This is a genomic window from Lyngbya sp. CCY1209 (genome assembly GCF_055795065.1).
This window is the reverse complement of the sequence record NZ_JAYFER010000275.1, coordinates 25351-38095: the sequence shown is the minus strand read 5'-3', so window position 1 is coordinate 38095 and position 12745 is coordinate 25351. Positions and strand designations below refer to the sequence as shown.

The following is a 12745-nucleotide window of genomic DNA, read 5'->3' as shown; positions in this document are numbered from 1 at the left end:
GAGCCGTGTGAGGTGAAAATCTCATGCACGGTTCTGAATGGGAGGGGGAGAAGGTGACTTCTCTCTCGACCCCTAATGGAGACTTCAGCCGATGCCAGATTGGGAGAGAGATTATGCGATCGCGGACAGTGAGAGAAGGATCGGTCGGCTTCCTGATCCTGTTTGGATTGGGGCTATTCGGGGCCACCGCGCTTTGGCTGCGGGGGGTCCGCCTCGGACAGCAAAATTATCAAATTGTCGCCGAATTTCCCAACGCCACCGGAATGCAGGTGGGGACGCCGGTGCGGTATCGGGGCGTGAAAGTGGGGCAGGTGAGAGCCCTACAGCCGAAATCCAACGGCGTGGTACTGACGCTGAATATCGATTCGGTGGATTTGGTCATGCCCCGGAACTCCCAAGTTGTGGCGAACCAAATCGGGTTGCTCAGTGAAACCTACGTCGATATCGTCCCCGCCGCCCCCTTGCCCTCTTCCCTCCTCACTGTCAGCCCCCTGGGTCCTGATTGTCCCGAGGCGATCCTGTGCGACGGGGCCGAGGTGAAAGGGATATCGGGAATCAGCATGGAACGGCTGATCGCGACGATGCTCGAATTTGGCGAACTCTACAGCGACCCGCAGTTATTTGCCAATCTCAACCTAGCCGTCCAAAATACCGCGATCGCCGCCCGGGAGGCCACCGAACTCAGCGCGAAAATGGGGGAATTTGTCGATGTGGCGAAGGTGGAACTCGGCAGTTTCAGCCAGTCCATCGACGAGGGGATCGGCTCCTTTTCCTCCCAACTCGACGGCCTCTCGACGGACCTGCGACGGTCCATCGACGAAGTGTCCGGGGCGGCGGTGCAGTCGGCCAACTCCCTGGAACGGGTGGCCACGCAAGTCAGCACCCTGGCCGAACAAGTCAATACCCTGGTGGCCACCAACCGCTCGACGTTGGTGACGACGTTGAATAATATCAACCAAACCACCGAAGAACTCGGGGCCGCGATCGCCACCCTGACCCCGATCCTCGGCCGCGTCGAACAGGGACAACTCCTGGAAAACCTGGAAGCGCTCTCGGCCAACGCCGCGGAGGCCTCCGCCAACCTGCGGGACGTCTCCCAAACCGTCAACAACCCCGACAATCTGATTTTGCTCCAGCAAACCCTGGATTCCGCCCGGGCTACCCTGCAAAACCTGCAAAAGGTGACGTCCGACATCGACGACCTCACCGGCGACCCCCAATTCCGCGACAATCTGCGAAATATCGTCAACGGCCTGGGGAACATCCTCACCTCCACCCAGGAGTTGGAACGCCAAACCGCCGTCGCCCAAACCCTGGTCCCCCTCTCCCAAGCCGCCGAAGCCGGGGACGAAGAGGCTTTGAAGTTACTCTTCTCGGAAATTGACCCCCAGGTGTGGGCCTGGGCGAATTCCCCCCACAATTCCCGGAACTCCGCCCTTCAATTCACCCCGGAAGCGATCGCCCCCCGCCGAGATGCCCCTTAATTCCGGGGCCGTTTCGTTCTGCTAATAATTAATTATTAATTATTATTAACCGAGAATGAAACGGCTCTTGCCCCTAATCCGGGTTGCACTTGTACCGCCGGGGGTGGTGGCGGTTCCGGCGGTCCGCCTGGGCGGTGTACCACCGATACCACTCCTTCGAGGAGCGGATGGCCAGCCACAGCAACAACAGGGCGATCAACCCCCCCTGTTCGGGGGCGTCGAAGGCGAAAATCACCAGGGAAATGCAGAGGGTATCTTGGAGGAAAATCGCCCAGAGGGGCAAACCCCGCAGGCGGTAGAACCACCCCGCCTGCACCAACTGCAGCACCAACGCGAACAATCCCCCGATGATGCCCACCAGCCACACCAGCCACGGGGTAAAATGGGTCGCCTCGGCGATCGCCAAACCCATGATCGCCCCCACCAAGGGACTCAACAGCAGTTGGACGAGTTGGAGAATCCGCTGTCCCAGAAACTTTTTGGAGGCGAACAGCTCGAACAGCGACCAACTCACCAGCGTCCCGACCACCACTTGAGGCGAAAAGGCGGACAGAAAGGGCACGTCGGACCACAGATTATTTTTCAGCAAACCGATCAGGAGGAGGGGGAGAGCGATTCTCATCCCTCCTGCGGCCGATGCTGAAAGGGCTGCTAAAAGTTCAATCATGACACGAGATTTGGGGTTGGGGAGTTCTCAGATGTCGGTCTGACCCTGAAACCCAAGATCGATCCCGAAATGGCTGATAAAATGCTCGAAAATCCGGGGTTAAACTCGGGGTGAAAGAATCGTTTCATTGTCCGGTCTATTTATAGTTTACCCTTTTAATTCCAACCGTGCATCACCTCGCCCACAAAATTGCCAAAATGCCGATCAAACGAACATTCGGGGACGGCAGCCACCGGCCGCAACTCCGCGCCGGGGCCGATTGCCTTGCAGTCTGGAGAAGGGCGGACTTTCGACCCCCCAGGTTGGCGGCGAAAAGGGTTCCACTTCGCGCCCTTCCCCCCGATAAAAAGTGAACCGATCCGACGGGTCAGACCCCCCATTAGATTTCCGTTAGAATAGATGGGAAGTCGGAGTTCGAGCCGAACCCCCGACCGACAATTATCAATTGTTAATTATTAATGATTAATTAATCAGTGACCCTGAAACGCAAACAGCGAAATTTATTATTGTCGGCCGCGGCGGTTTCGTCCGGGTGCGGGTTGGCGGCGGAATTGCTGCTGGGAACCCTAGCCAGTTATTTGGTGGGAAATCAGGCCCTCGCCTTCGGGGTGGCGGTGGGGGTATTTTTGGCCGCGATGGGGATCGGATCGTACCTGAGTCAGTTCGTCGCCCCCGGCGAAAATCGCGTCGAGCAACATCGACAATTGTTGACCAGTTTGGCCGCGGTCGAACTGGCGATCGCACCCCTCACCGCTTTACTCCCCTTGGGGTTATTTTTCCTATTCGTCATCGACAGTTCCCTCTGGTTGGGGCTATTTTTAGTCACCTTAATTTTGGGGACGCTGGCAGGTTTAGAAGTCCCCATTCTCACCCGGATAATCGAACAAGAAGAGGGAGTAAAAGATGCGATCGCGGGGGTTTTAGCCCTGGATTATTTGGGGGCGCTGGTGGGTTCTTTAGCCTTTCCTGTGTTGTTATTACCCTTTTTGGGATTATTTCCCACCGCTGCCGTTATCGGTTCTTTCCCGGCATTTATGGTGTTTTTATTGGGGCGATCGTTCCCCGAATTGCGCGGTTGGGCGATTCGCGGTTTACTCGTCGGCATCCTCCTTTTGGCTTTCGCACCGCTCACCATTCCCATCAGCGATCGCCTCGAAAATCAACTCTACGGCGCCCCCGTCGTCGCCCGCATCCAATCCCCCTACCAGCGCATCGTCCTCACCCGCTGGGGTCAGGATGTCCGCCTCTTTTTAAACGGCGACTTGCAATTTTCCACCCTCGATGAATACCGCTACCACGAAAGCCTCGTCCATCCCGCGATGGCGGCAAACGGCGACCCCCGCAACGTCCTATTGTTGGGGGCGGGAGACGGCATGGCATTGCGAGAAGTTTTGAAATGGCCCCAGGTCGAAAATGTCACCGTTTTGGAACTCGATCCAACTGTTGTAAAACTTGCCAAAAATCACCCCGCTTTATTGCGGGCAAATCAAAACGCCTTCGCCGATCCGAGGGTGACGGTAAAATACGGAGATGCCTTCAAAATTGCCCCCGAACTCGCCGAAACCTTCGATGTCATCATCGCCGACTTTCCCGATCCCGACGAAGAAATTTTGGCGAAATTGTACTCCCAAGGGTACTATCGACGCCTGCTTTTCAGATTAAATCCGGGGGGGGTATTCGTCACCCAAGCATCCAGTCCATTTTTCGCCCCCCGCGCCTTCGCCTCCATCGTCGCCACCCTGGAATCAATTGATTTATCCGTCCATCCCTACACCGTTAACGTCCCCAGTTTCGGGCCGTGGGGATTCGTCATGGCGGCGCGATCGCCCCTGAAACCGGAACAATTTCAACTCCCTATTTCCACCCGCTTTCTCACCGCCGAAATGCTCCCCGGACTGTTTCAACTTCCCGCCGACATCCAACTCGGAAATGTGGAAGTCAACCGCCTCTCCCACCCCGTCATCGTCCGCTACCAGTCGGATTGGCGGTGGAATACTTATTGATCAACTGTCGGGGAGAATACATCAGGATAGTCCGATATTTTTACCACTCCCGGCACAGAGTAACACAGAGAGAGAATGTGTCAGAAATCCAATATTTACTGCTATCTGAAAAGAGTTAATTGATGATTTTATTGAAGCTGAAGATATTGTTGAAATACGGGGTTGAGTTGAAAGTGCGATCGCTCCCCCGCCGATATTTTTTCGACCAACCCCCGTCTGACTAAAGATTGAATTGCCTGCCACAGTTCTAATTTCGACAATACACCATCGGCGGGGTTTTGGGAAATATCGACGGGTTGCCGTTCACTGGCTATCCAGTCGATCGCCTGTTTTTCTAAATCGGATAATCTGTCCAACTGGGATATTAAAAGTGGCGACAAGTCTCCGATAAATAGTTCATCACCTAGAAACATTGAAACTCGACCGTCAAATAGTTCTAATATCGTCGAAGCGATAATATTTAACCAGACGGGATGACCTTGATACGAGGTAATTAACTCATGCCATTTGTCCTCGTTGGTTAATCCTCTGTGTCTCAGGATTTCTGTGGCGGTTTCTCCCAAGCCTTGCAGGTGTAATGTGCGAACCGGTCTATTTTCGGCTTCTAAAGTGACGATTTCTCGGGGTTTTTCCCAACTGAGGAGAATGACACAACTGCGATGATTATTTCTGGCTATTTGCTGAAAGAATGCGCCGTAGTCTTGATAGTCTGTTAAATATTCCCCGGAGAGTTGATTGCCGGCAAATAGATTCTGTAGGTCATCTAGAATCAGCAAACAACGGCCGTTGCGAAAATCATCCATTGTCGTCGGTTGTGGGGTGTTTGAAAAGGGGTTAAAACGTTTTCTGAGTTGGGTGTTTAGGATTGCAAACTGGGGGGCGTTAACGAGACTTCGCCAAATTATATAATCAAATTTATCATTAATTGTTTCGACGAGTTTTAGGACGAGGGAACTTTTACCAATCCCCCTCAAGCCGTAGATGGTAATGAGGCGCGTATTTTCTTCTAATATCCACTGTTGGAGAGTGTCGAGTTCTGGGGTGCGATCGCAGAATTCGGTGATTTCTGGCGCGTCTGTTAGGTCGATAATTGGCGAGTTATTTTTTGTTTCGGCAGAGTTGAAATTGGAGGGCGATCGGATTTGATAATCTTCTTCATCTTGCCGTCTATTTCCACAAATATTGATATGACTATTAATGCTAACTACCGGCGAACAGTTTCCATAATTCCAAATATTAGATGTTGCAGTTTTTTCTAAAATAGAGCGAACATTCGATTGTTTAATATCTTCCTCTAGTGTATCTGATAAGAGTTTCCACAAATGCCGTGCCACTTGTTTGATATGATCGTGACTGCGTTTTGTATTCTCAGCAATTTCCGGATATTTTAGACCTTCCAAGGTTCCTTCCAAGACTGCTCGTTGTAAGGAATCCAAATGCTGTTTGGTTTTTAAAAACACTTGTTCGTCAGTCCACTGTAAAACCTCTTGAATGTCCATAAGCGCCTTGAGAGGTAGATTTTGATATCCATCACTTTATCACACTTTTTTACACCGGGCAACCAAATCACACTTTTTATTTGACTTTGTTGGCAAAGAAAATTCAATAAACAACGCTAAATAACGCCGTCATGCTCTTGATTTTAATCACTAAAATCGCTAAAATCAAAAAATTGACAATCAAAATCAGGGATCTGGTGTAAAAAAATGGGCAAATATTTACCCAGTCACGATCTGGAAGATGCGCTACAAAAAATCAATGAAGAAGATTTGCAGGAACTTGAAGAATGCAGTTCAAGTGATGCAGTAGCCGAACAAGCATTGGATTTTATTGAAGACAATAATGGAGATGTTTGGGCTGCATTTCAGGAGGCTCTTGAACAAATTGCACAAGATTATCCTAGCCAGATTTCAACTCTATGTGAGCGATTCAATGAACAATTTCGTAAAACCTTAAGCGACAAAGATATCAATCAAGATTTACCGGATCTGGCGAATACTATTGTTTCTGGTGTAAGTATAGCCGCATTAGCCTCTACCCATCCCGCTTGGGTTCCTTTTTTACCTGTTTTAGGATATTTTGCCGCACTGGCTGTCAAAAAAGGAATTAAGAAGTATACATCAGTTGATTAGAAAAATCAAGGCGATGAACGGATCTTGCAAATATTGAAAAAAACGTTTTAAAGGTTTTTTTCATATACACTGACACATAAATTGGTGATTTACCGGGTGATTTAAGGGGACGCACCTGACAATTTATGTTGATGGTTTGGTGCTGCGATCGCATTTGTCTGTTATCGAATCATGGAGAAAAGTTATGGCATTTTTGGGCTGGTTTTCAAAAAACAATTCTCAGGTAGAAAATACAATTACTGATGAAGATGCAGGGCGAATAGTAGATGAGTTTAATCAATCATCAAACACGATTCAAGAAATACCGGAAGTATTAGAGAACATCAGCTTTGATGAGGTGATTCGTTACTTTAAGAACCATCGCCAAAAAAATCCGTCGTTCGGACAAGCAGCTCTTATTTGTAAGGAACATAGCGAAGGAACATTTTTGGCTCAAGTTTTTTTGGATGAAAATAATAATTTAATCTGTCTCTCCAGTGGTTTGCCTTCGGGACGGCAGTTCGTCGCCAAAAATATGGATAAAAAATTGAGTGAATTTTTGGGCGATCGAGATTTTAATTTGGTTGATTTGAAGCCAAAGTCAACCGTCTTTAAATTCATCAAGATAGTCGGTGTAATCCTGTGGATTTTCGTGATTTTATTGATCTTATTGCCATTGCTGGGACGCTCGATCATGAATCAAGCGTTGGCGGCTGATTTGAAATCCTCTCCGCCATTGGAAATCACACAAAACATGGTGGCTTTTTGGCCAACACAAAAAGCTTTTGATAAGGCTCGCGAAACGGCTTATGTAAATGCGAAAAAATATGCTGAAAAGGAATTAGATGAATGGGAGAAAGAATTGGTAAATCGCATAGATACTGATTTTTTAGATTGGTATTTTAATTATTTTAATCAGAAAAAACAAGAGGTCGAGGTATTGGCTCAATATGTAGGTGAAATTGTGATTGACCCTGGAAATATCGATCATGTAAAAATTAATGATAATATCAAAAATCGCATCAATAAGAATATTAATCGAGAGTTTTCTCGTCGCGTGGTCAATTCAAAATATGCCGAAAGTAAATTCAGGGCAATCGTCATCGATACAACTGAATTCTACCTTGAGGAACTATCTGCTGATCTACATAATGTTCCCAAAATGTATAAAATTTCTCAAACAGATTGGGATCAGTATTTAGAGACAATCAAAGTAAGGTTGGAAAATGAACAAGGTGATGGAATATTACCGGTAGAGATTATTGGAGGTTATGTAACGACTAAAGTTGTAGCTAAATTTGCTGCAAAAGCTGGTAGTAAAGTTGCTGCTGGTTTTGTTTCCAGTCAAGTCGCAGCCCTAATAGACCCCGCTGTTGCTGTTGTTTTGTTGGGCTTAGATTATTTGGATTATATTAATGGAGTCGCCCAAAATAAGCCTCGTTTGCGTGAGGATTTAGTACAATCTTTGCATCAAATTAAAAAGACTCTTCTCAACGATCCTGAGTCGGGTGTTATGTCTGCGGTGAATGAGTTGGATGAGAAGATAAGAAACAGCATTTAAAGCGGATTGGGTGCGATCGCATTAAATTCAGAAACCGGGTTTTTCAAAAAAACCCGGTTTCTACGCAATTTCTGTACCGCCAATCATCTTTAGATGATTTTTGCTATAAGAAAAGGGAATTGATTCCCAAGCGGTTGTGATATTTAACAGATAATTTGAGTAGGGGCGAAAAATTTTTCGCCCCGATAGAAGATTTTTCGCCCCAACAATAACCCGCCTTGAAATCAATTTCAAGGCTGATAGCAAAAGTCCACTCAAGTGGACTCAATTGGAGTAATTATGTCCTAACCACTATGGCGGCTGCTATAGCAATGTGAAATAATTCGTGAAAAATTTATCCACTCAAAGCCCCCAGAATTGGGGGTTTGGGGGCGCGACTATTTGCAAATCGTTTCCGATTGCTATATTCTTACGATATTTTCTCGAAGTCAATCGTCCGGTGCGTTCCCATTCATCAATCAGCCCAACTCCCCGGTGAGTTGAGGGAACGCACCCTACAGCTACAACTATATAAGCCGGATTTTTCTAATAAGGTATCCAGTCTAATTTGTCTAACCACTCTTCAGATTCAGTAATTTCCCAAATTAACAGTAAAGACTCTGATAACGTTCTAATTGTACTGCCTGGACGGAGCCAAACTAAGCCCCAAATATGTCCCCCTTTTGTCCAGTGTTCCTGCAAGTGACCTCCCATGCTATTGCGGTTATCTGTTACTAATAATCGTTGAGATACTTCCAAATAATTCAGAAGGTCGGGATCGGGCGTTCCTAAAGGGGGCGCTTCGGGTTCCCCGACTCGAATGATATCAATATCTGGATTATAACGTTGTACCGCCAACTTCAACTTCGGCGGCAAATTTTCATCGAGGAGAAACCGAACTTTCATTGTTTAATTTCTCCTCTTGTCGCTGTTGTTTTGCTGCTTTTAAACGTTGTCTCAAGGGAGAGGGATGATTCACAAACTCTTGATAATGCTGTTCTCGCCGTTTCCACAACCGCAATAAATAAGCATCCAATAAGAAACGATTGTGTAAATAATAGGCGATCGCGGCATAAATTTTTTCAAGATTGAGGGTGGGCAACTCTTGTAAAATTTGTTCGGGTGTGTATCCATCTAGATAATATTTGATGATGTCTTCGATGCCGATGCGATGACCTTTCAGACGGATTTCGTCGGGATCTATAAATTCCAAATAATCTTCTAGCTGCATCGTTCCGATTCTCCGCTTTCTATTCAATGGTACGATATTTTCTCGAAGTCAATCGTCCGGTGCGTTCCCACTCATCAATTAGCCCAATTTCTCGTCGAGATGAGGGAACGCACCCTACAACTCCTGATGTCCGGGCTATTTCTGTCCGCAGATGACGCAGATTACACAGATTTTTGATTTCAGATTCAGAAACCGGGTGTTTCCAAACAACCCGGTTTCTACCCTCACCCCCGCTGCCGGGGCGCCTGACAGCCGATGACAATTTCTAGGGTTTGGGGATACTGACTCAACAGTTGGGAAAAAAGCTCTCGGTCGAAACTTCTCGGGTCCGATCGCTCCCCGGAACGGTCAACGGCCGCGTGGGTGGTGATGCGATCGCGCGGAACCCCCGTCCTAGAAACGAGCCAAGCCAACGATTGATATTGGGGCATTGTATAGCCGCTGTGGCCGGAACCATTGTTCATCCCGTCGGGGGGCGTTTCCAAAGAAATGTGATAGGCGAAATTGTTGACGGAGGGGGGATAATTGGGATGGGTTTTGACCGCTTCGGTGCCCCGACTTCCCACAAATACCGAATTTCCCGCCCCAAAAGCTCTCAGATCGGGGGGGACGATATAGACGATATCCCCGTTTAGGGTAATTAGGGTGTGGTAGCTGGCTTGGTTGTCCTCGGAACTGTGGGGGGTTTGGAAGAAGTTGATCGTGCTCTGGCTGGTAGCCGCCGTTTCGTGGAGGACGATGATCGGGACGTGGTTGGTGGGTTGACCGTTGATATCGTAAATATAGCGCTGGCCGTAGTTGGTGGGGTTGGCGATCGCTTGATATTCCATCGGAGTATAACCCGTAGGCGATGCGGCGGCGGCGGCGGAATTTTGCCACGCGATCGGACGCCGGAACCGGAACAGGGGGGCGGGTTGGGAAATGCCCGGCCCGACTTGGCTGGAGGCGACGGCGGGATTGGGGTCGGGGCGGATGGCGCAGGTGGGTTGCAGTTCCAGATTCGCGTTGGCGACGATCGCGCCCGTTTCGTGCCGTTCTTCGTTGGCGATGACCGGATGTTTCTCTGACAAGGCGACGGGCAGGGCGATCCCGATTAAAAAAATAATCGATAACAGGATGGGGGTCAATCTAAATTTCATGATCACCGGGGGCAAACCATCAACGCAGGAATTCCCCCCAAGTTTAATCCACAATTGGGATTTGGGGCGATCGCGGGACGTTTTTTATTTTCGGCCTGACTCCCCACCGCAAAAATACTCAAACGCTGCAATTCCCCGCGCCCAAATGCGATCGAGATGTGAAGTTTAGCTTAAAAATCCCCCCATTTGTCCCAAAAGCCTCCTTAAGATAGAAGCCAATGCCAAGCATTTCACCAAAGCTAGGAAATGAGGTGAACGGCAAGTCAACCGGGAGAAAGTCAATTTATGGTACAGACGCAAACGGGGCGATCGCAGCCCGATCCCCTCGATCGGGGATACTACCTGGATCGGGACTGCACCACCCTGTCCCGGCACGTCCTGCAACAATTGAAGAGTTTCGGCCCCGACGCCCAGGATATCAGCGCCCTGATGAATCGGATCGGGTTGGCGGGGAAACTGATCGCCCGCCGCCTGTCCCGGGCCGGACTGGTGGAAGGCACCCTCGGATTTACAGGAGATGTCAACGTCCAGGGAGAAGAGGTCAAACAAATGGACCTGTACTCCAACGCCGTTTTTATCTCCACCTTCAAACAGAGCGGCCTGGTGTGCCGTCTGGCTTCCGAGGAGATGGAAAAGCCCTACTACATCCCCGAAAACTGTCCCATCGGACGCTATACCCTGCTCTACGATCCCCTCGACGGCTCATCGAATTTAGATGTCAACCTGAACGTGGGATCGATCTTCGCCATCCGTCAACAAGAAGGCGACGACGAAGATGGCGCGGCCCTCGACTTGCTCCAACACGGTCGCAAACAACTCGCCGCCGGATACATACTCTACGGCCCGAGTACCTTGCTCGTTTACTCCATCGGAACGGGGGTCCACTCGTTCACCCTCGATCCCAGCCTCGGCGAATTTATCCTGGCTCAGGAAAATATTACCGTCCCCGAACACGGCCCCGTCTACAGCGTCAACGAAGGCAACTTCTGGCAGTGGGACGAGTCGTTTCGGGATTACGCCCGCTACGTCCACCGCCACGAGGGCTACACGGCCCGCTACAGCGGTGCTCTGGTGGGAGACATCCACCGGATTCTCTGTCAGGGCGGGGTGTTTCTGTACCCCGGTACCGCGAAGAAACCGGAGGGCAAGTTGCGCCTGTTGTACGAGTCGGCGCCGATGGCCTTTTTGATGGAACAGGCCGGCGGACGGGCCAGCACCGGCACCCAGGATATCTTGGATGTAATCCCCGAAAAACTCCACCAACGCACGCCTCTGGTCATCGGCAGCAAAGAAGATGTCGCCCTGGTGGAGTCGTTCATTCAGGATCGCAAACGTCGGGACAGCGAAGGGTAGAGCAGCGGAGTGCCCCCCCAACTGCCCTTAATTGAGTCCATGAAGACAAGAGGAATTTTAGATATGGCTACGAATCACATTAAAGAAATCGAAAAGCTGGGTCAAAGTATTTGGATGGACAATCTCAGCCGCACCCTGATCGAGTCCGGAGAATTGGAGCGGTTGATGACGGAAACCGGAATTCACGGGATCACCTCCAACCCCACGATTTTTAACAAGGCAATTCAGGGCAACGATCGCTACGATGCGGACATTGAAAAGGGGATTCGGGACGGAAAATCCGCGTCGGAAATCTACGAATCTCTGATTTTTGAAGATATCCGCAACGCCTGCGATATTTTGAAGCCCATTTACGACGAAACCGGCGGGTTGGACGGCTATGTGAGCATCGAAGTTTCCCCCACCCTCGCCCGGGATACGGAAAAAACCATCGCAGAGGCGCTCCGCTACAACCAAGCGATCGCCCGTCCCAACGTGATGATTAAAATTCCGGGGACGCCCGAGGGAATTCCGGCGATCGAAAAAGCCATCAGCGAAGGGGTCAATGTCAACGTCACCCTGCTGTTTTCGGTCAAGAGTTATACGGACGCGGCTTGGGCTTATATCCGAGGTTTAGAAAAGCGGGTCGAAGCCGGGGAAGATATCAGTAAAATTGCCTCCGTCGCCAGTTTCTTCCTGAGCCGAATCGATACGAAAATCGATGACGCGATCGACGAGAAACTGCACGGGGTGACGGATTTGAACCTGAAAGCGGAATTGGAATTGGTGAAGGGAAAAGTCGCGATCGCCAACGCCAAAATCGCCTATCAAGAATACAAGAAAATCATCCAGAGCGATCGGTGGAAAGCCCTAGCCACCAAAGGCGCCAACCCCCAGCGCCTCCTGTGGGCCAGCACCAGCACCAAAAACCCCGAATATAGCGACGTCATGTATGTGGACGAACTGATCGGCCCCAACACCGTCAACACCATGCCGCCCAACACCATCGAAGCCTGTGCCGACCATTGCCACGTCGGGGCCAACCGGGTGGAAACCGACGTGGATGAAGCCTACACGCTGATCGAAAATCTCTCGGCGCCCGAAATTGCGATCGACATCGATCGCATCATGGACGAACTGATCGAGGAGGGGATCGATAAATTCGTCGAACCCTTCAACAGCTTGATGGATGCGATCGAAACCAAAATGAAACAACTCTCCCCCGCCTAATCTATTGA

At 49.8% G+C, this 12745-nt stretch carries 11 protein-coding genes; 6 read left to right on the top strand and 5 right to left on the bottom strand.

Going from position 1 to position 12745, the window contains the following annotated elements; translation table 11 throughout:
- Nucleotides 1-113 precede the first annotated feature (113 nt).
- Nucleotides 114-1484, top strand: coding sequence for an MlaD family protein (locus AC0QHF_RS08085; protein WP_324703694.1), 1371 nt, complete (start codon nt 114-116; stop codon nt 1482-1484).
- 73 nt (nt 1485-1557) lie between these two features.
- Here the strand turns inward: AC0QHF_RS08085 and AC0QHF_RS08080 are convergent, their stop codons facing one another.
- Nucleotides 1558-2151: a DUF4126 domain-containing protein gene (locus AC0QHF_RS08080; protein WP_324703693.1), complete on the bottom strand. Its 594-nt coding sequence runs from the start codon at nt 2149-2151 to the stop codon at nt 1558-1560.
- 473 nt (nt 2152-2624) lie between these two features.
- Here AC0QHF_RS08080 and AC0QHF_RS08075 point away from each other — a divergent pair, with 473 nt between their 5' ends.
- Nucleotides 2625-4154, top strand: coding sequence for a polyamine aminopropyltransferase (locus AC0QHF_RS08075; RefSeq protein ID WP_324703692.1), 1530 nt, complete (start codon nt 2625-2627; stop codon nt 4152-4154).
- Between the two features lie 128 nt (nt 4155-4282).
- Here the strand turns inward: AC0QHF_RS08075 and AC0QHF_RS08070 are convergent, their stop codons facing one another.
- Entirely contained in the window at nt 4283-5653 is a 1371-nt protein-coding gene (locus AC0QHF_RS08070) for a helix-turn-helix domain-containing protein (protein WP_324703691.1), read from the bottom strand.
- A gap of 207 nt (nt 5654-5860) precedes the next feature.
- Here AC0QHF_RS08070 and AC0QHF_RS08065 point away from each other — a divergent pair, with 207 nt between their 5' ends.
- On the top strand, nt 5861-6286 hold the full coding sequence (locus AC0QHF_RS08065; RefSeq protein WP_324703690.1) for a hypothetical protein: 426 nt from the start codon (nt 5861-5863) through the stop codon (nt 6284-6286).
- Between the two features lie 184 nt (nt 6287-6470).
- Nucleotides 6471-7826, top strand: a complete 1356-nt coding sequence (locus AC0QHF_RS08060; RefSeq protein WP_324703689.1) for a hypothetical protein — start codon at nt 6471-6473, stop codon at nt 7824-7826.
- Nucleotides 7827-8351: 525 nt separating this feature from the next.
- Here AC0QHF_RS08060 and AC0QHF_RS08055 read toward each other — a convergent pair.
- From AC0QHF_RS08055 to AC0QHF_RS08045, 3 genes are all read right to left on the bottom strand, one after another.
- Nucleotides 8352-8711, bottom strand: a complete 360-nt coding sequence (locus tag AC0QHF_RS08055) for a DUF5615 family PIN-like protein (protein ID WP_324703688.1) — start codon at nt 8709-8711, stop codon at nt 8352-8354.
- Complete coding sequence (locus tag AC0QHF_RS08050; protein WP_324703687.1) at nt 8686-9036, bottom strand: DUF433 domain-containing protein; 351 nt, start codon at nt 9034-9036, stop codon at nt 8686-8688. The genes AC0QHF_RS08055 and AC0QHF_RS08050 overlap by 26 nt, the downstream gene beginning before the upstream one ends.
- A 224-nt stretch (nt 9037-9260) precedes the next feature.
- Nucleotides 9261-10175, bottom strand: a complete 915-nt coding sequence (locus tag AC0QHF_RS08045; protein WP_324703686.1) for an N-acetylmuramoyl-L-alanine amidase — start codon at nt 10173-10175, stop codon at nt 9261-9263.
- Nucleotides 10176-10460: 285 nt separating this feature from the next.
- Here AC0QHF_RS08045 and fbp point away from each other — a divergent pair, with 285 nt between their 5' ends.
- Both fbp and tal read left to right on the top strand, forming a co-directional pair.
- The gene (gene fbp, locus AC0QHF_RS08040; RefSeq protein ID WP_324703685.1) at nt 10461-11528 is read left to right on the top strand and encodes a class 1 fructose-bisphosphatase; all 1068 of its coding nucleotides are present in this window, start codon (nt 10461-10463) and stop codon (nt 11526-11528) included.
- Between the two features lie 63 nt (nt 11529-11591).
- Nucleotides 11592-12737 (top strand): transaldolase, encoded by a 1146-nt coding sequence (tal, locus tag AC0QHF_RS08035; RefSeq protein ID WP_324703684.1) that lies wholly within the window; start codon nt 11592-11594, stop codon nt 12735-12737.
- Nucleotides 12738-12745 lie beyond the last annotated feature (8 nt).

What these genes read in the sequence shown, in the direction of transcription:
- AC0QHF_RS08085 (WP_324703694.1), top strand. Translation starts at nt 114, where the DNA reads ATGCGATCGCGGACAGTGAGAGAAGGATCGGTCGGCTTCCTGATCCTG.
- AC0QHF_RS08080 (WP_324703693.1), bottom strand. Translation starts at nt 2,151, where the DNA reads ATGATTGAACTTTTAGCAGCCCTTTCAGCATCGGCCGCAGGAGGGATG.
- AC0QHF_RS08070 (WP_324703691.1), bottom strand. Translation starts at nt 5,653, where the DNA reads ATGGACATTCAAGAGGTTTTACAGTGGACTGACGAACAAGTGTTTTTA.
- AC0QHF_RS08065 (WP_324703690.1), top strand. Translation starts at nt 5,861, where the DNA reads ATGGGCAAATATTTACCCAGTCACGATCTGGAAGATGCGCTACAAAAA.
- AC0QHF_RS08060 (WP_324703689.1), top strand. Translation starts at nt 6,471, where the DNA reads ATGGCATTTTTGGGCTGGTTTTCAAAAAACAATTCTCAGGTAGAAAAT.
- AC0QHF_RS08055 (WP_324703688.1), bottom strand. Translation starts at nt 8,711, where the DNA reads ATGAAAGTTCGGTTTCTCCTCGATGAAAATTTGCCGCCGAAGTTGAAG.
- AC0QHF_RS08050 (WP_324703687.1), bottom strand. Translation starts at nt 9,036, where the DNA reads ATGCAGCTAGAAGATTATTTGGAATTTATAGATCCCGACGAAATCCGT.
- AC0QHF_RS08045 (WP_324703686.1), bottom strand. Translation starts at nt 10,175, where the DNA reads ATGAAATTTAGATTGACCCCCATCCTGTTATCGATTATTTTTTTAATC.
- fbp (WP_324703685.1), top strand. Translation starts at nt 10,461, where the DNA reads ATGGTACAGACGCAAACGGGGCGATCGCAGCCCGATCCCCTCGATCGG.
- tal (WP_324703684.1), top strand. Translation starts at nt 11,592, where the DNA reads ATGGCTACGAATCACATTAAAGAAATCGAAAAGCTGGGTCAAAGTATT.